This window comes from Pontibacter sp. LHS2, from assembly GCF_058932845.1.
Genome location: NZ_JBZYWG010000001.1, coordinates 372,579 through 389,599 on the forward strand (window position 1 = coordinate 372,579; position 17,021 = coordinate 389,599).

General features: G+C 47.7%; 15 protein-coding genes and 1 tRNA gene. 14 read left to right on the forward strand and 2 right to left on the reverse strand.

Features of this window, described 5'->3' with window-relative positions:
- Positions 1-8 precede the first annotated feature (8 nt).
- From tsaD to AC5FX6_RS01600, 9 genes are all read left to right on the forward strand, one after another.
- Positions 9-1,016, forward strand: coding sequence for a tRNA (adenosine(37)-N6)-threonylcarbamoyltransferase complex transferase subunit TsaD (tsaD, locus tag AC5FX6_RS01560; protein ID WP_493595268.1), 1,008 nt, complete (start codon positions 9-11; stop codon positions 1,014-1,016).
- 196 nt (positions 1,017-1,212) lie between these two features.
- A complete protein-coding gene (locus tag AC5FX6_RS01565) occupies positions 1,213-1,605 on the forward strand; it encodes a thioesterase family protein (RefSeq protein ID WP_493595269.1) in 393 nt (130 codons plus the stop codon).
- A 1-nt stretch (position 1,606) separates the two neighbouring features.
- Complete coding sequence (gene smpB, locus AC5FX6_RS01570; RefSeq protein WP_493595270.1) at positions 1,607-2,080, forward strand: SsrA-binding protein SmpB; 474 nt, start codon at positions 1,607-1,609, stop codon at positions 2,078-2,080.
- Positions 2,081-2,258: 178 nt separating this feature from the next.
- Complete coding sequence (locus AC5FX6_RS01575; RefSeq protein ID WP_493595271.1) at positions 2,259-3,035, forward strand: C40 family peptidase; 777 nt, start codon at positions 2,259-2,261, stop codon at positions 3,033-3,035.
- An 83-nt stretch (positions 3,036-3,118) separates the two neighbouring features.
- The gene (locus AC5FX6_RS01580; RefSeq protein ID WP_493595272.1) at positions 3,119-3,625 is read left to right on the forward strand and encodes an HNH endonuclease; all 507 of its coding nucleotides are present in this window, start codon (positions 3,119-3,121) and stop codon (positions 3,623-3,625) included.
- A gap of 542 nt (positions 3,626-4,167) precedes the next feature.
- The gene (gene rpsA / locus AC5FX6_RS01585) at positions 4,168-6,051 is read left to right on the forward strand and encodes a 30S ribosomal protein S1 (RefSeq protein ID WP_493595273.1); all 1,884 of its coding nucleotides are present in this window, start codon (positions 4,168-4,170) and stop codon (positions 6,049-6,051) included.
- A gap of 240 nt (positions 6,052-6,291) precedes the next feature.
- Positions 6,292-6,990: a DUF2711 family protein gene (locus AC5FX6_RS01590; protein WP_493595274.1), complete on the forward strand. Its 699-nt coding sequence runs from the start codon at positions 6,292-6,294 to the stop codon at positions 6,988-6,990.
- 154 nt (positions 6,991-7,144) lie between these two features.
- A complete protein-coding gene (locus tag AC5FX6_RS01595) occupies positions 7,145-7,690 on the forward strand; it encodes a dihydrofolate reductase family protein (protein ID WP_493595275.1) in 546 nt (181 codons plus the stop codon).
- 58 nt (positions 7,691-7,748) lie between these two features.
- Complete coding sequence (locus AC5FX6_RS01600; RefSeq protein ID WP_493595276.1) at positions 7,749-8,669, forward strand: pseudouridine-5'-phosphate glycosidase; 921 nt, start codon at positions 7,749-7,751, stop codon at positions 8,667-8,669.
- A gap of 6 nt (positions 8,670-8,675) precedes the next feature.
- Here AC5FX6_RS01600 and AC5FX6_RS01605 read toward each other — a convergent pair whose 3' ends face one another.
- Positions 8,676-9,737: an acyltransferase family protein gene (locus AC5FX6_RS01605; RefSeq protein WP_493595277.1), complete on the reverse strand. Its 1,062-nt coding sequence runs from the start codon at positions 9,735-9,737 to the stop codon at positions 8,676-8,678.
- Positions 9,738-10,125: 388 nt separating this feature from the next.
- On the opposite strand from AC5FX6_RS01605, the gene AC5FX6_RS01610 reads away from it, so the two are divergent.
- The 3 genes from AC5FX6_RS01610 to cphA all read left to right on the forward strand — a co-directional run bounded on the left by AC5FX6_RS01610 (position 10,126) and on the right by cphA (position 14,028).
- Positions 10,126-10,488 (forward strand): hypothetical protein, encoded by a 363-nt coding sequence (locus AC5FX6_RS01610; protein ID WP_493595278.1) that lies wholly within the window; start codon positions 10,126-10,128, stop codon positions 10,486-10,488.
- A 124-nt stretch (positions 10,489-10,612) separates the two neighbouring features.
- Positions 10,613-10,683, forward strand: a tRNA-Cys gene (locus AC5FX6_RS01615).
- A 714-nt stretch (positions 10,684-11,397) separates the two neighbouring features.
- Positions 11,398-14,028 (forward strand): cyanophycin synthetase, encoded by a 2,631-nt coding sequence (gene cphA / locus AC5FX6_RS01620; RefSeq protein WP_493595279.1) that lies wholly within the window; start codon positions 11,398-11,400, stop codon positions 14,026-14,028.
- Positions 14,029-14,206: 178 nt separating this feature from the next.
- Here cphA and AC5FX6_RS01625 read toward each other — a convergent pair whose 3' ends face one another.
- Positions 14,207-15,187, reverse strand: coding sequence for a DUF8428 domain-containing protein (locus AC5FX6_RS01625; RefSeq protein ID WP_493595280.1), 981 nt, complete (start codon positions 15,185-15,187; stop codon positions 14,207-14,209).
- A 76-nt stretch (positions 15,188-15,263) separates the two neighbouring features.
- Here AC5FX6_RS01625 and AC5FX6_RS01630 point away from each other — a divergent pair, with 76 nt between their 5' ends.
- Together AC5FX6_RS01630 and kdsA are read left to right on the forward strand one after the other, a co-directional pair.
- The gene (locus AC5FX6_RS01630; protein ID WP_493595281.1) at positions 15,264-15,857 is read left to right on the forward strand and encodes a class I SAM-dependent methyltransferase; all 594 of its coding nucleotides are present in this window, start codon (positions 15,264-15,266) and stop codon (positions 15,855-15,857) included.
- 318 nt (positions 15,858-16,175) lie between these two features.
- Positions 16,176-16,985 (forward strand): 3-deoxy-8-phosphooctulonate synthase, encoded by an 810-nt coding sequence (kdsA, locus tag AC5FX6_RS01635; protein ID WP_493595282.1) that lies wholly within the window; start codon positions 16,176-16,178, stop codon positions 16,983-16,985.
- Positions 16,986-17,021 lie beyond the last annotated feature (36 nt).

Consider the following 17,021-nt stretch of genomic DNA (forward strand, 5'->3'; position numbering starts at 1 on the left):
TCCAAAAGATGATTGAACCTACAATATTAGCGATTGAATCTTCGTGCGACGAAACGTCTGCAGCGGTTATACGTGGCGGCAAAGTTTTGTCAAATGTTATTGCTACTCAGGCTGTTCACGAAAAATACGGCGGTGTTGTGCCGGAGCTTGCGTCGCGAGCGCACCAACAGAACATTATTCCGGTAGTGGAGCAGGCCTTGAATACAGCAAATGTAATCAAAACTGACTTAAATGCAGTGGCTTTTACCCGTGGCCCGGGCTTGCTAGGTGCATTGCTGGTAGGCAGTTCCTTTGCCAAGTCTTTTGCACTGGGCCTCAATATCCCGCTGATTGACGTCAATCACATGCAGGCGCATATTCTGGCGCACTTCATTGACGATCCCAGGCCTGATTTTCCCTTCCTGTGCCTGACCGTAAGCGGCGGCCATACCCAGGTTGTACTCGTAAGAGACCATCTGGATATGGAGATCATCGGCCAGACGACCGATGATGCCGTAGGGGAGGCCTTTGACAAGACGGCTAAAATGCTCGGTCTGCCATACCCCGGCGGCCCTATGCTGGACAAGACAGCAGCGCAAGGCAACCCGAAAGCATTTGCTTTTCCGGTTGGCAATATGCCGGGTTACGACTTTTCGTTCAGTGGTATCAAGACTTCGGTGCTTTACTTCCTTAAAGATAAAACGAAAGATAACCCGAACTTCGTACAGGAGAATCTGGCCGATATTTGCGCTAGTGTGCAGTATACCCTGATCAAGACCCTGCTAAAGAAAGTGGTGCTGGCAGCAAAAGACCTGGGCATTAAAGAAGTGGCCATAGCCGGCGGCGTATCTGCTAACTCAGGGCTGCGACAGGCGCTACAGGATTATGCCAAAAAGTACGATTGGAACGTATATATCCCGGCTTTCCAGTATTGCACCGATAATGCAGGTATGATTGCCATAACAGCTCATTACCAATATCTTAAAGGCGACTTCGCTGACCAGTATGTAAGTCCGGAGCCGAGGATGAAGTTTTAGGAGTTTGGGAGTTTAAGAGTTAGAGAGTTGAGGAGTTGAAAAGGTATAAATGTTGGGACAGGTCACGAACGGTCCAATTATACCTCGGCAATCATGCACCAATTGCCCTCTTGAGAGGGGCGGGGTGTGTAAATCGTGCACGAACAACATTAACCATTTTGCCAATCACTAACTCGCTAAACCACTCAATGATCACATGAAGAACCCCTTCCACACAGGCGACACCAAGGTATACCGCAAGATGGTGACGGCTGCGGACTTTGCCCGCTTTGATGATGGGTTAGTGCACGCGGTATGCAGCACCTTTTCGCTGGCACAAGCAGCTGAATGGGCTGGTCGTTTGTTTGTGCTGGAGATGAAAGAAGAGGATGAAGAGGGTATAGGTACTTTTCTGACTATCAATCATAAAAGTCCAGCCTTTGAGGGTGAAGTGATCGAGATTACGGCTTGTCTGAAATTGCAGGAAGGCAACCGTGTAATCTGCGGCTTTGAAGCCCGTGTGGGAGATCGACTTGTGGCAGACGGGGAGACCGGGCAGAAAATTTTAAAAAAAGAAAAACTGGCCAGCATACTGGCTCCAACAAAATAGCATGACGAAAGCAAAAGATAAAGACAGAATCAAGAAGCACGTCAATATTCAGAACCGCAGGGCTTCTTTTGAGTACCAGTTCCTGGATAAATATACGGCAGGCATCATGCTCAAGGGCACCGAGATCAAATCGATCCGGGAAGGCCAGGTAAACCTGCAGGACGGTTACTGTGTGCTGCACAACGGCGAGCTATACCTGCACAACGTGCATATCTCCACCTATACAGAAGGCACGCACTTTAACCATGAACCAATGCGTGTGCGCAAACTCCTCGTAAACAAAAGTGAACTCAGGAAACTAGAGAAAGGAGTGCAGGAGCAGGGTGTGACGATGATACCAACCCGTATATTTATCAGCGAACGTGGATTTGCTAAAGTAGAGGTTGCACTGGCACGGGGTAAGAAGCTGCATGACAAGCGAGAAGACATTAAAGCAAAGGATATAAAACGCGAGCTGGATAGAAGCGGATATTAATTGATTTAGTGAGTTAATGTTTGAGTGAATGGTTAATTTACTGATCGCACATGATTACCTGTACACGATTGGACAGGTCGCGACCTGTACCTACATTCATCCCCTTTTAACTCACCCATTAACTTATTCAGAATTTTCTAAATCACTCCATCACTAACTCATAACTCACTCAATCATAATGGACTACGGAATTTGCATGCTCAGTCTGGTGCCGATGCGCGCCGAGCCATCTGATAAAGCGGAAATGGTGACCCAAGTGCTATTTGGGGAGTGTTTAGAGGTGCTGAGTAAGCAGGGGAACTGGGCGCAGGTGCAGTTAGCCTCTGATGGGTATACCGGTTGGATTGATTTTAAGCAGTATGTACCTGTGTCAGTTGCCTATTACCAGGAGTGGAAAGCAGTACAGCACCCACGTGCGCTGGACATTGTGCAGGTTGTGAGTAATGCTGAGATGCGCATTCCGGTGGGCATAGGGGCTTGTTTGCCGTTTTTTGATGGCATGAGCCTGCGCATTGATGGTCAGAGTTATCAGTATAGCGGACGTGCCACGAACCCTGCTGTGTCGGTTACAACGGCTCAGCTTGCTAAATTAGCGCTGGGCTTCCTGAAAGCACCTTATCTGTGGGGTGGTAAGTCTATGTTCGGAATTGACTGTTCTGGCTTTACACAGCAAGTTTATTGCCTGTGCGGCTACCAATTGCCCCGTGATGCAAGCCAGCAGGTGGCAGTAGGCGACGAAGTACACTTTGCTACTCAGACTCAGCCGGGCGATCTGGCTTATTTTGCCAACGAAGAAGGGCGTATTACACATGTAGGCATTATGCTGGAGGGGCAGCAAATCATGCATGCCCACGGCGAGATCCGCATTGACACGCTCGACCACAACGGCATCTATAATGCCGAGCGCAAGCGTTACTCCCATAAACTACGTATTATCAAGCGCATTTTTTCCTGATTCTCAGCGTTTTTCTTTGAACTTCGGCTATAACGAGTTGGTTAATTCTCGTAGAAGCTATAGCATTAGTTCAAAGCAAGGCTATGAGAGACAAAGTACTGATCTTAAACCAGGACTTCAGCGCAATTGCCGTCTGCACGGTGACCAGGGCCTTTTTGCTTGTCTATCTCGAAAAAGCTGAACTCATCTCCAAGGCCAATGGTGCAGTTTTGCGCACGATCAGCACCTCTTATCCTGTTCCGTCTGTTATCCGGCTACAACGCTACGTCAAGGTGCCCTACTATGGAATATCCCTCAGCAGGCATAATGTGCTGCGTCGCGATAACTTCCTTTGCCAGTATTGTGGCACCTCCCGCAATCTGACCCTGGATCACCTGTTGCCTCGATCCAGGGGAGGGGAGACCAGTTGGCAAAACATAGTCACGGCCTGTTCCAGGTGCAATTCCCGTAAAGGCGACCGTACCCCTGAAGAGGCTGGTTTGAAGCTTCAGCAACACCCATCCCGACCCTCACTCTATACCTTCCTGCAACAGCACCTGAACGACTCCAATGAGGATTGGCAGATGTACCTGAATGCAGCTAAAAAGTAGGAATATATAGTTGCTAATATATTTAGTTGGATTGTAACAGTATGCTGTTCATCAGTGGGTAACAGCTTGTGATGTGCATGATAAGTAGAAGCTTTCATATTGAATTTTCAGTTTGGCTACTGATGCATGCTTTTTTGCTGTTTCAGGTATAAATTCCGTTGATGTACAATTCCAAAGGGACGTTTCAAAAAGGCTTCATCGGTAGGTGTATACCTCGTTCTCTAGCGGAAGGTAATCCTGGTTTTGTGAAATTGATAGAAGCAGGGTATGAAAAGCTTTGGAAAGAGCCAGGACTAGACCTGCTATTCATTTCGACTATTTATTGCTGGTGAAATCTGCTATATGCCTTCTGCTTCAGGTAGTTATACCTGTAGTATCTTTTGCAAAATCTATACTAAATACTAGCATTGTTTCTAAGTATTCCTTACTTTTGCCCCTTCATTCGAGTGAATGGCCCCGACTGTATGTTCGGGGAAATGTAAAACCAAACCAAACCGGCCTATTGCTCTAAGTCGGTGGCTTCTCCAGAGCAGTAAAACATTATGAGTAATTCTCCAGAAAATTTCGATTGGGACAAGTTTGAGTCTCAAGGTTTCGGTGGCGGCTACAGCAAAGAAGAGCGCGCTGAAATGGAAAAAATGTATGACGACACCCTGACTACGGTACAGGAGCAGGAGGTTGTTAAAGGAATCGTGGTAGGTATCACTGATCGTGACGTGATCCTGAACATCGGTTTCAAATCTGACGGCCTGGTGCCAGTTTCAGAATTCAGAGATCTTCCTGAGCTGAAAGTTGGTGACGAGGTTGAAGTATTCATCGAAGACCAGGAAGACCCGAACGGTCAGCTGATCCTTTCTCGCAAGAAAGCGAAGATTGTTTCTGCCTGGGCTAAGATCTATGACGCGCTTGAGAACGACAACGTTCTGGAGGGTGTAGTGAAGAGAAGAACCAAAGGTGGTCTTATCATGGACCTCTACGGTGTTGAAGCCTTCTTACCAGGTTCTCAGATCGACGTGAAGCCGATCCGTGACTTCGACGTGTTCGTTGGTAAGAAGATGGAAGTGAAAGTTGTGAAAATCAACGCCGCTTTCGACAACGTGGTTGTATCTCACAAAGTACTTATCGAGAAAGACCTGGAGCAGCAGCGTGCCGCTATCCTGAACAACCTGGAAAAAGGTCAGGTTCTGGAAGGCGTTATCAAGAACATGACAAACTTCGGTGTGTTCATCGACCTTGGTGGCGTAGACGGTCTGCTTCACATCACAGATATCTCTTGGGGACGTATTAATCACCCAGAAGAAGTATTGAACCTTGACCAGAAGGTGAACGTGGTAGTGCTTGACTTCGATGATGACAAGAAGCGTATCTCTCTTGGCATGAAGCAGCTTACTCCACACCCTTGGGATGCTCTGCCAGCTGAAATTGAAGTTGGTTCAAGAGTGAAAGGTAAGATCGTTAACGTAGCTGACTACGGCGCATTCCTTGAGCTGATGCCAGGCGTTGAAGGTCTGATCCACGTTTCTGAAATGTCATGGTCACAGCACCTGCGCAACCCACAAGACTTCATTAAGCAAGGCGACGAGGTTGAGGCAGTTGTATTGACACTTGACCGCGAAGAGCGCAAAATGTCTCTTGGTATCAAGCAGCTTACTGAAGATCCTTGGACGAAAGAAGATGTTATCACGAAGTATGCAGTTGGCACGAAGCACACTGGCGTAGTTCGTAACCTGACAAACTTCGGTCTGTTCCTGGAGCTTGAAGAAGGTGTTGACGGTCTGGTACACGTATCTGACCTGTCTTGGACTAAGAAGATCAAGCACCCATCTGAGTTCGTGAAAGTTGGTGAAAACCTTGACGTTGTTGTTCTGGAGCTTGACGTAGCTAACAGAAGACTTGCTCTTGGTCACAAGCAACTGGAGGAGAACCCATGGGATACATTCGAGTCTGTATTCAACGTAGGTTCAGTGCACAAAGCTGCTGTACTTGAGAAATCAGACAGAGGCGCTACACTGGAGTTGCCATACGGTATCGAAGGTTTCGCATTCCCGAAAGGTCTTACTAAAGAAGACGGTTCTCAGGTAGAAGCTGGTGACAGCCTTGATTTCAGAGTAACTGAATTCTCTAAGGACGACCGTAAGATCATCCTTTCACACACTGCTACTTACTCAGAGGCTGACAACGCACGTATCGCGAAGGCCACTAAGAAAGCCGCTCCTGCAGCTGGTGGTGAGAAGAAAGAGAAAGCTCCAAAAGTTCAGAAAGAAGTTGAGAACAAGTCTACCCTAGGTGACCTGGACGCACTTTCTGCCCTGAAAGAGCAGATGCTGGAGAATGAGAAAGAAGCTGGCGTGAAAAAGTTGGAAGCTGCTGCCGCTAAAAAGGCAAAAGGTTCTGATGAAGCTTCTGAAGAAGAGAACAACGCTTAGTACTAAGCTTGTCCTATAATGAAAGGCCCCGGAGCAATCCGGGGCCTTTTTTGTTTTATGGCAGTTTCTTATACCCTCAAAAGTTTAGAGCTTACTGAATATATAGTTACGAAAAGCAGTATATTAGCTAGGCGCTATACCTTAAGGGAAGTTTTAAACAGCAGTATACTCAGTCCAGACATAGTGCAGCTAGTAGGAGTAAATACTCCTGCTATACACAAGTTGTGTGTCATTATAAGCATGAAGAAACCACTTAAAGATTATAGAGCTTTAACTTCACCGTCATACAATGTGAAGGTTTATGATTATTGGGGTGATTGTTATGAAACAGTATTCCTGATGTTTAAACCATTCTTTAGGTTCAAGCCAAACTCTGAATACAACCTTGATAGAATCAATGAAGAGAGAAGTAAATGGCATGAACTCATACAGAACGAATGTGAGCCAGTCAAATGGCAGGAAGTGAAAGAAAAAGGTGGCTTTGCTGAATACTGGGAAATTGACGACGGCTTGACCCTGAAACCTGACTTCATAGAAAACAAGATAAAGCTTGAAGCAATCACGGATGAACTGGAGCTTCTACATCCCTATGAAGACTTCTTTTCTCCCTTTCAGGTAGACACTATAAAAAGCTCTCTGAAACACTTTGGGTATAACGAACTTAAAAATGGTGCAGAATTTCCTGAGTTTGATGAAGAAGAAGTATATGACATACATACAGATAGTAGTAACTTATGGAACACCAGCAATATCTATCCAACAGATAGGAAAATTTTGTTTACTTCTCCATTTGACTTGCGCGTTTCATTTATCTGTTCGGGAAGAGAAGTTATAGAAGAGTTAAAAGAGAGATTTCAAATTGAAGGCTTTTTCTGTGACGCTGATACAACTACCTGGTGGTCCAGAAAAACAGAAGAAATAGAGAAATTTGAAGAATAAAGTCACACAACAAAGTTCAGCCTTAACCCTCGCTTAGCTTCGGGCTTCGGCTGCACAAGCACGTTCTGCGTTATTTTCAATGTAGGGCGCTCTTGCTCTGATAGGTGCATACCATTTGTTTAAGATAGATCCCATACTATAAATTAGCTCCCCCATGCGAAAAGTAATCCTTGACCTGGCCATAACCCTTGATGGCTACATTGAAGGCCCAAATGGAGAAGTAGATTGGTGCATTCTAGACGATGACATGGACTTCCAGGGTTTCCTCGCAGGTATAGACATGATACTGTATGGTCGGGTGAGTTATGAGATGTGGGGAAACTACCAACCAGATTCTACTGCAAGCGATTCCGAAAAAGCTATATGGACGGCTGTACATTCTAAAGAGAAAGTCGTCTTCACTGGCCAAGAACTGCAGGACAACAAAGCTACTTTTATCACCTCTGGCATACCAGATAAAATTGCGGAAATCAAAAAGCAGGACGGCAAAGACATCTGGCTGTATGGAGGCGCCAAGCTTATCACGACTTTTATACAGCATGGGTTGATCGATATTTACCGGATTTCCGTGCATCCTACCGTTTTAGGAGCAGGCAAGCCCCTTTTTCAAGACTTGAAAGAAAGAATAAACCTTGATCTGAAAGAGGTAAATAGGTTTCGATCTGGGGTGGTACAGCTTATTTATGAACATAAAAGATAAACTTAAAAGCGTAATTTCCCACTCTTCGGCAAACACAGCAAATGAAACCTAACTCATAATGAACCCATACCTTCAAATACACCCCGACGTGCAGCAGGCCTTGGCGCAAGGCAGGCCAATTGTAGCGCTGGAGTCCACCATCATCGCCCACGGCATGCCGTACCCACAGAATGTGCAGACGGCCCTGGAGGTTGAAGCAGTGGTTAGAGAGACAGGCGCTATACCTGCCACTATCGCTATACTGAAGGGCAAATGCTGTGTGGGATTAACCAAAGAACAGATAGAGCAGCTCGGCCAGGCTAATGATGTCTGGAAGGTGAGTCTGGTGGATATGCCTTATGTCATTAGCCAGCAACTGAATGGCGCGACTACGGTGGCTGCTACTATGCGTATTGCATCCATGGCAGGTATAAGGGTGTTTGTAACCGGTGGGATAGGAGGCGTGCATCGGGGTGCCGAGACAACCATGGACATTTCAGCCGACTTGACTGAGATGGGGCATACCTCGGTAGCGGTCGTATCAGCGGGCGTTAAGTCAATCCTGGATATCGGGCTAACGCTGGAGTACCTCGAAACGAAGGGTATACCGGTCGTAACTTTCGGACAGGATGCGTTCCCAAGCTTTTATTCCCGGCAGAGTGGCTTTGACACCCCTTTGCGACTGGATAATGCGCAGGAGATTGCCAATCTGTTGCGCACAAAGTGGGATTTGGGTTTAGAAGGGGCAGTCTTAATAGCTAATCCTATACCTGAAAAGTTTGAGGTGCCGGCCCCAGAAATGGAATGGTATATCACACAAGCTCTGCATGCCGCCGCGCAGCAGCATATAAAAGGCAAAGCCGTCACACCATTTCTCTTAAAGTACATCGCTGAGCATAGCCATGGGGACAGTCTTGAAGCCAACATTGCCCTGATCAAGCATAATGCGAAACTGGGAGCCGAGATAGCAATGGCCTATACGAAGCTAGCCCTGACCTGATTAACTCTATTTGCCGGGAGCAGCCGCTTCTGGCTTGGCAAAACCGCTGACAGGTACTTTCTTTTCTGACTGTATAGGGGCGCCGTTGCGCTGTTTGTACCAGGTTTTGAGCCTGTTCACGACCGGCTTTTCAACATAAGTTGTGATCAGCCAGGCAGCTGTAAGTGAAATAACCAGCGGCGGAACAATCACCAGTAAACTATCGCCGAACAGGTGCCGGGTTTCATTGATGATCACATAGCCGACAAACTGGTGGATCAGGTATAGCGCATAGGAAATACTCCCCAAGAACAAAAGTGCCTTATTTACCAGGAAATCCATCTTTCCGATCAAGCCCAGGTAAAAGACAGCAAAGAAGGAAATTACCACCAGGGTATGCGGTAGTCCCTCTGGCAGGTATAGGGCTACGATCATCGCGATACAGAAAAGTAGATGGCCGAAGATAATATTTCTCTTTTCGGGCTGCTTCATGAGCAGATAAAAGAGGATGCCCGCATAGAAGAATACGCCGTGGTATAGGTTCAGGATGGCACCGACAGGACCAAAGCTAACGCCATACTTGTGCACCAGGCTCAGTAGCACCCATACCGGACCCACCCACAAAATACGCTTCAGGTTATTGGTCAGGAACAGACCGAGCATCATCAAATAAAACATCCATTCCGAAAAAAGCGACCAGTACACCCCATCCACATCCGGTACACGGGCCAACTTCTGGAACATGGTCAGGTTCACGAGCATATCTGTGAAGGTAGTCTCAAAGCCTGGCAGACCAAATGACTGTACGACTACAAATGTTGTGAGCATGCAAAACCAGTAGGTAGGGTATAGCCGGATACCACGGTTAAACAGAAACTCACTCCCGCTCTTGATCCTGTCGAAGCTGAAGAAGATTACAAAGCCGCTGATCATAAAGAAAAGCTCTACACCAAACAAGCCGTAGTCGAAGTCGAAGACAGGGGAGAAGCGGTGCCCGTAAAGGCTGCGGTACACGGAAGTATAATGGAAAAGGGCCACAGAGAGTGCGGCAATGCCCCTTAATGCATCAAGGAATAGAAGTCTGTTCATATTGATAATCAAAAACAGAACAGAAGGTATAGGCGAATGCCTGCTTCCCTCTGCACCGCTGCCTGGCTGATACAGCCAGGATTTATAATGTGTTATTGTAAAGGGTAATGACTATGCAAACTGTCTAAACAAGCTTGGGTACGACAGCATAGCTACGAAGTTTCGGATGTAGCCGGAGGTGCATAGCGGTTTTCCTGAATATACCCTGAAAGGAGTGATAAAGTTATAGCTGGTGGGATGAGTTTTTGAACAAGCGGAACCGGGCGTTTGTCGGAAGGATTTTGGTTTTGCGGCACCTTTTTGGTAGCTTGTCGGTTGTAAAAAAAGCGCCCTGGTCTGCCAAGAGGATGGTAGGGTCAGAAGGCCGCACACCTTATCAAATCATTGCATGAAAACTACCGTTAACATACTGCTGGCTGCTGCCCTGATTGGTTTTAGCGCTTGCTCAGAAGACAATAAGAAAGCCAACACGGCAACTGGTCAGTCGACGACTGCGCCAACTGGCAGTAACGCTGCTGCGGCCGCACCAGCGGGCACTGTGGCGTTGAACCCCGAGCATGGCCAGCCAGGTCACCGCTGCGACATCGAAGTAGGCGCACCGCTTGATTTGCCTGCACAGCCTAGACTGACTGCACCGCAACCTGCTTTCCAACCACCAGTATCCGGATCTGTGGCAGCTGGCACTAACCCGCCGCATGGCCAACCAGGTCACGACTGCGCTATACCTGTAGGAGCTCCGCTTCCTAAATAGAATTGACGATAGTCTGCCGAAAAATAAGAGGCTTATTATGAACGCTATACCTGTAGGCGTTTAAAAAATATGGCCTGATTGTTTGACAAGCATACTTCTCTGCTTATATTTGCACTCCAATCAGGGTAACGTGGCCGAGTGGCTAGGCTCAGCTCTGCAAAAGCTGCTACAGCGGTTCGAATCCGCTCGTTACCTCTTCTTAATCGCCCGGTCTATATACCTGACCGGGCGATTTTTTTTTGCCCTTTTACTTCTTAAGTCAGTTTATTGCTGGTGTTGAGGTGTCTAGGTATAGCAAACTGACTTGTTTCATAGCTTCGCCTGTGCGGCGGGCATGTAGTACTATAGCTGCAGCTGTTGCAGATATAGCAAATGATACTATTTCATAGCTTGCCCTGGCCGGGCGGGCCCTACTTTTTGTCTTGACACAAAAAGTAGGCAAAAAAGTCAAGACCCTCCAAATCGAGGGCCCCTACCCCCACTCGCTGACCGCTCAAACAGTGGAGTGTCATTTCAGTGCACCTGGCTAAGGTGATCTGTTTCATTGCTCAAGGGCAAGGATGTCTTGTTTTACCTGTCTGGACTGTAACATAAGCGACGATGCCTATACCTGTGAGCTGGTAATGACTCAAGTCCCCCTTGGCGGTAGGGGCCCTCGACAAAGAAGGGGATAAGAGGATGACAATCGTTTCCAGAGCCTCCAACTAAACTTCCCAACCTCGCTTAAGCACCTTCCTATGCCTAAGTAGCTAATTCCGAATAGCTTCCATTAAAGCACACTAATTTTTCAAAAGCCGCTATATCCTTTGTCAGAGTATGACGTATTGCAAGCAAGCAATTTTATGGTTGCTATAACTTTCAACACCTACATTTTATCTGACAGGCAATACAAGCTGCTTACCCATTCCCATGAAGATTACAGACTTGCGCATCATGCGCGGACCAAACTACTGGTCTGTTGAGCATCCTAAAATCATAGTTCTGAAGCTGGACCTGGAAGAACTGGCTGATACCCTCACACATGAAGTTTCAGGCTTTGCTGACCGACTTAAGCGCCTTTTCCCCGACATGTATAAACACCGCGCTACCGAAGGTGTAGCAGGCGGTTTTTTCAAGACCGTGGAAGAGGGTACTACTTTTGGACACGTGCTGCAGCACATCGCTTTGGAATTGCAAACAATGGCAGGTATGGAGAGCGGCTACGGCCGTTGCTACATGGCCCACGAGCAGGGGACACACTTTGTCATCTTCTCTTATCAGGAAGAGCGTGCCGGAGAGTACGCCGCACACGCTGCCCTTCGCATCACAGAAGCGCTGATCAAAGGAGAGAAATACAACCTCGATGAAGATATTGAACGGCTGCACCAGATTCGTGAAGACGAATACTTTGGACCTAGCACGTATTCCATCGTGTCGGAGGCGCAGAGCCGCGGTATACCTTATATCCGCCTTAACCGACACTCGCTCATACAACTGGGATACGGTGTAAACCAGAAGCGCATACAGGCTACTATGACCTGCGGTACGGCCTGCTTCGCAGTAGAGATAGCCGGCGACAAAAACGCTACCAAGGAGCTACTCGACGAAGCCGGTATACCTGTGCCTAAAGGCACTACCGTGTATGATCAGGAAGAACTGAAGCGCGCCGTTGAACGACTGGGTTACCCATTGGTGCTTAAACCGCTCGACGGAAACCATGGCAAAGGCGCCACCATTAACATCACCAACTGGAGGGACGCCCTTAAAGGGCTGGCTTCTGCCCAGAAATACTCGGAGGGGGTGATCGTAGAACGCTACATCCAGGGCTTCGACTTCAGACTACTGGTGATCAACAAGAAATTTGTAGCCGCCGCCATGCGCACGCCGGCCATGGTGACCGGTGATGGTGTCTCCACGATTAAGCAGCTGGTGGACCGTGAGAATAAAGACCCGAGAAGAGGAGTGGGCCATGAGAAAGCCCTGACCCGCATTAAAATTGATCAGCACACCAAAAATATTTTAAAGGCCAAAGAGCTTACTAGTCAGTCGGTTCTGCCTGAAGGGGAGGTGCTATACCTAAAAAGTACGGCTAACATAAGTACTGGAGGCACTGCAACTGACGTTACTGATCTAGTAGATCCTTACAACATCCTGATGGCTGAGCGCATTGCTGGTCTGGTAGGCCTGGATATCTGCGGCATTGACGTCATGACAACCGACATCGCCATTCCGCTCAACGAAGCTGGTGGCGCTGTGCTGGAAGTAAATGCAGCGCCTGGCTTCAGGATGCACATTTCGCCAACCTACGGATTGCCGCGCAACGTAGCCGAACCGGTCGTGGACATGCTTTTCCCGCATACCAAGCCGGCCCGCATCCCGATTGTGGCTGTGTCAGGTACTAACGGGAAGACGACTACAACGCGCCTGATCGCGCATATGGTCAAGAGCAAAGGTTATCAGGTAGGGTATACGACCACCGAAGGTATCTACATACAGGACAAACTGCTCGAGAAAGGCGACACAACGGGATCATACAGTGCACAGTTTGTGCTTAAAGATCCGACTGTGAACTTTGCAGTGCTGGAGTGCGCCCGTGGCGGTTTGTTACGCTCCGGACTTGGCTTTGATCAGTGCGACATCGGCATTGTGACCAATGTGAGCTCTGACCACCTGGGCCTGCGTGATATTCACACGCTGGAAGACCTGGCTAATGTGAAGTCCGTGATCCCTAAAAGTGTGAGCAAGGACGGGTACGCCATTCTGAACGCGGATGATGACCTGGTGTACGCCATGGCCGATGGACTGAAGTGTAAGGTGGCTTTCTTTAGTATGGACGAGAACAACCCGCGCATACTCAAGCACATTGCCAAAGGCGGATTGGCCGCTGTTTTTGAGAATGGGTATATCTCGATCTTTAAGAACAGCTATAAGATTCGGATAGATCGTGTGGCGGATGTACCGCTGACCTTTGGAGGAAGAGCCAAGTTTAACATAGAGAACATACTGGCTGCCGCATTAGCCGGCTATGTATCGCACTTTGACATAGAAGACATTAAACGTGCCCTGCGCACCTTTATACCTTCACCTGATAAGACACCGGGTCGCATGAACCTGTTTCAGTTCCCGAACTTTGAGGTGCTGGTGGACTACGCACACAATGTAGGCGGGCTGAAGGCCATCGGCGGCTTTATGGAAGACCTGGATGTGACGCGCAAGATTGGCATTATAGCTGGTGTTGGCGACCGCAGAACTCAGGATTTTTATGAAATGGGTCGTGTGGCAGGGGAGATTTTTGACGAGATCATCATCCGTTTGGATAATGACCTGCGTGGCAAGACGCCTGAAGAGATCACCTTACCGATGATGCAAGGTATAGAAGACGTAGCGCCGCACAAGCAGGTGAAAGTGATACCCGAGGAAATGCGAGCTATTGCATATGCGCTGGAAAATGCAGAACAGGGCTCTTTCGTGGCTATTTTCACAGAGGACGTACACGAGTCCGTGAAGATGGTGGAGAGTTTTAAAGTAATACAACACCGCAGCAGCATGCTAGTGGAGTAAATATTTTTCTTGTTGATTAAATTCTAACGCCTGCGTTAGAGAATTTCATGTGAACGATGGACTAAAACCCTTTCCTCAGGATAGGGTTTTTTTTATGGCTATACCTATACCTGGCAGATAGATGAGCACAAAAAAAGCCCCATCCTGTAGGACGGGGCTCTCAGACTTTAGGGTTATGCTATTTCAACACGAAGTTAGTTGATCCGATCAGGAAGCCATCGGCATACAGCTCGATCGTATGCTGACCTTTCTTATACTCTGCGTTCTTGTTGTACACAAAGCTTACCTGCTGCTGCGTGTTATCAAACACAATGTCACGCTTGGCAGTGTAGTACATGTCCTGGCCATCGATCTCGAAAGAACCTGAGCCAGTAGACAGGTTATACAAGGCAGCGCCATCCGGCTCGATCAGACGCATATAAATCGTCTTTGGCTCACGTGGTGCTACGTCGTTTTTGCCCAGGTTAAAGGACACGCGGATCTTTTCCACGTTTCTTATTCTGAACTCGTTGTTTTTATCATCCAGCTCTTTGCCACGCTTGTTAACCGCAAAAACATTCATGCGCTGTGCTTCAAGTCTGGAAGCCACCTTTACCTTCTCCGCCAGGTTTTCGTTGGTGGTTTTCATGGTAGTGAGACTGTCGCTCAGGCGGTTTTGAGTCGTTTTAAGGGTTGTGTTCTCTGTGAAGAGCACTTCATTATCCTGCTTGAGCGTAGCGATTTCCTGGTCTTTCTGTTTCAGTTGCTGCTCAAAAGCTTGTGCACGATCACGGAAGCGGCGCTGGTCGGCCAGGCTGTAGCTGCTTTTACGGAAGCCACGTAGTTCGTTCAGGTCAGAAGAAATAGAAGCGATCTGTGCCTCCAGCGAGTCATTTTCGAGACCCATCGCCTGTAGCTCCTGGCTCTGTCGCTCAAAATCAGCTTTCAGGGCTTCGTAAACTTTTATCTGGTTCTCCAGTTCCTTATCTTTCACACGGATCACCTCGGCCTGCTCCTCATTTTTCTCTTTTTTCTGATAATTCATGTAAAGCAGGATGCCGTTAATGCTGATCAGGATGACAAGGAGGCCACTAATCAGGAGTTTGCGGTTGCTTCTCTTTTCAGAAGGGTTCATGGGCTGATGTTCTTTTTGGGTGTCGTTATTTTCCAGGGTACTCATATTTTAAGCTTTTGCTGCCTGGAATGGTGCGTATGCAAGTTTCAAATTTAAGACTTTTGCGCTATTATCATACAAGATGAAACAAGAATTTAATGCCGACTACTGGCAAAACCGCTACCAACTGGGTCAGACGGGTTGGGATGTCGGGGCTATAACGCCGCCGCTCCGCGATTATTTTGATCAGATGCCTAACACGGGCCAACGTATACTGGTTCCAGGCTGCGGCAATGCCTATGAGGCAGAATATCTGTACCGGAAGGGCTTTGAGCATACTTTTGTAGCCGATGTTGCCGAAGCCCCCTTGCGGCGCTTTTCGGTGCGTGTACCTGACTTTCCTAAGGACCAACTGTTGCTTGAAGACTTTTTTGAACACGATAGCAAGTACGGCCTGATCGTGGAACAAACTTTCTTCTGCGCGATCGATCCAGCCTTGCGCCCAGACTATGCACGGCAATGCGCCAATCTGCTTGTACCAGGAGGGAAACTTGTCGGCCTGCTTTTCGATACCACATTCGAGCACACGGGTCCACCGTTTGGCGGCAGCCGTGAAGAGTACCGCCGCTATTTCGAACCCTACTTCGATTTTCTGCACTTTGAGACTGCCTACAATTCCATCCCACCAAGGCAGGGGAGGGAGCTGTTTATGGAGTTGAGGAAGTTAGAAAGTTAAAAAATTAGAGACTAAAAAAATCAGGCAGGTTTAAAGTCTAGGGGTGAGAATATAGTGACGAAACGCTGCTTGTTCTATCCTGCACAGGTGTACGTTGTCTGAATCAATAAATCGGGCCACTATCCCAAAAATTTGCAGGATTTTAAAATTTCAGGACTGATTTAGTAGAGCAATAGATATTGAGAATCCTGTTAATCCTTTAATCCTGTAAATCCTGATTCAGACAATCACCAATTCACTCAATCACTCACTCATTTCCTAATTCCCCTGTATCTGACTAAATTTGCAGACCGAAAGGTATAAATTAAGCAATTAATCATGTTCGAAATACCGAAACTAAAACATACTGGCGCTGACAACTTCTTTCTGATGGCTGGACCTTGCGCTATTGAAGGCGAGGAGATGGCCCTGCAGATTGCGGAGCGACTGGTATCCATTACAAATAAACTGGAGATTCCTCTGATCTTCAAGGGTTCTTACCGCAAAGCCAATCGCTCCCGCCTGGATTCATTTACAGGTATAGGCGATGAAAAAGCGCTTCGCATACTCCAGAAAGTTAGCCAGACATTTGATATACCTACCGTTACCGACATTCACGAGAGTGATGAGGCAGCCATGGCTGCTGAATATGTGGACGTGCTGCAGATTCCGGCTTTCCTGTGCCGTCAGACAGACCTGTTAGTAGCGGCTGCCAATACAGGCAAAGTGGTAAATATCAAAAAAGGACAGTTTTTGTCAGGTGAGGCGATGCGCTTTGCAGTGGATAAAGTACGCGAGTCCGGTAACGACAAAGTAATTTTGACTGACCGTGGCAACAGCTTTGGCTACTCTGATATGGTAGTTGATTTCCGTAACCTGCCTGAAATGCAAACGACCGGTGCTCCGGTGGTGATGGACGTGACGCACTCGCTGCAGCAGCCGAATCAAAGCTCTGGTGTTACAGGCGGTAAACCAGCCCTGATTGAGACCATTGCCAAAGCCGCTATTGCTGTTGGGGCAGACGGCTTGTTCATCGAAACGCATCCACAACCATCGATAGCGAAATCGGATGGAGCCAACATGCTGCCGCTTGACCAACTGGAAGACCTGCTTCAGAAGCTGGTTCGTATTCGCCAGGCTATTCGCTAAGTAACCGTTCAACGTATGAAAGGAGAGCATTGACCA

Coding starts and splice junctions, on each gene's coding strand:
- tsaD (WP_493595268.1), top strand. CDS start 9: ATGATTGAACCTACAATATTAGCGATTGAATCTTCGTGCGACGAAACG.
- AC5FX6_RS01565 (WP_493595269.1), top strand. CDS start 1,213: ATGAAGAACCCCTTCCACACAGGCGACACCAAGGTATACCGCAAGATG.
- smpB (WP_493595270.1), top strand. CDS start 1,607: ATGACGAAAGCAAAAGATAAAGACAGAATCAAGAAGCACGTCAATATT.
- AC5FX6_RS01575 (WP_493595271.1), top strand. CDS start 2,259: ATGGACTACGGAATTTGCATGCTCAGTCTGGTGCCGATGCGCGCCGAG.
- AC5FX6_RS01580 (WP_493595272.1), top strand. CDS start 3,119: ATGAGAGACAAAGTACTGATCTTAAACCAGGACTTCAGCGCAATTGCC.
- rpsA (WP_493595273.1), top strand. CDS start 4,168: ATGAGTAATTCTCCAGAAAATTTCGATTGGGACAAGTTTGAGTCTCAA.
- AC5FX6_RS01590 (WP_493595274.1), top strand. CDS start 6,292: ATGAAGAAACCACTTAAAGATTATAGAGCTTTAACTTCACCGTCATAC.
- AC5FX6_RS01595 (WP_493595275.1), top strand. CDS start 7,145: ATGCGAAAAGTAATCCTTGACCTGGCCATAACCCTTGATGGCTACATT.
- AC5FX6_RS01600 (WP_493595276.1), top strand. CDS start 7,749: ATGAACCCATACCTTCAAATACACCCCGACGTGCAGCAGGCCTTGGCG.
- AC5FX6_RS01605 (WP_493595277.1), bottom strand. CDS start 9,737: ATGAACAGACTTCTATTCCTTGATGCATTAAGGGGCATTGCCGCACTC.
- AC5FX6_RS01610 (WP_493595278.1), top strand. CDS start 10,126: ATGAAAACTACCGTTAACATACTGCTGGCTGCTGCCCTGATTGGTTTT.
- cphA (WP_493595279.1), top strand. CDS start 11,398: ATGAAGATTACAGACTTGCGCATCATGCGCGGACCAAACTACTGGTCT.
- AC5FX6_RS01625 (WP_493595280.1), bottom strand. CDS start 15,187: ATGAGTACCCTGGAAAATAACGACACCCAAAAAGAACATCAGCCCATG.
- AC5FX6_RS01630 (WP_493595281.1), top strand. CDS start 15,264: ATGAAACAAGAATTTAATGCCGACTACTGGCAAAACCGCTACCAACTG.
- kdsA (WP_493595282.1), top strand. CDS start 16,176: ATGTTCGAAATACCGAAACTAAAACATACTGGCGCTGACAACTTCTTT.